Origin of the sequence: Klebsiella sp. HN106 (assembly GCF_051209435.1) — a bacterium.
Classification (GTDB): domain Bacteria; phylum Pseudomonadota; class Gammaproteobacteria; order Enterobacterales; family Enterobacteriaceae; genus Klebsiella; species Klebsiella oxytoca.
The window spans coordinates 1-282 of sequence record NZ_JBLURD010000282.1; the positions used below are offsets into that span (position 1 = coordinate 1).

1 pseudogene is annotated in these 282 nt (G+C 56.7%); it reads left to right on the forward strand.

Annotated features, from left to right (window positions below):
- A pseudogene (locus tag ACSIPU_RS31240) lies at nucleotides 1–282 on the forward strand (ABC transporter permease); the annotation flags it as partial.

Below are 282 nucleotides of genomic sequence, written 5' to 3' on the forward strand. Positions count from 1 at the left end.
ATTGCGCTGTGCCTGCTGCTGGGCTGGCGCAGTGAGGAATTTTTCACTTTCGGCAATCTTTACGACCTCGCTAATAACTATGCGATGCTGACCATTCTCGCCTGTGGTCTGTTCGTGGTGCTGATCGCCGGCGGGATTGATATCTCCTTCCCGGCTATGACCATTATCGCCCAGTACGGCATGGTGGTGATGCTGCAAAAAGTAGGCGGCAACTTCGCGGTGGCTTTTGTGCTTGCCGGCGGCATCGGCGTGCTGCTGGGGCTGGTGAACGCGCTGTTGGTT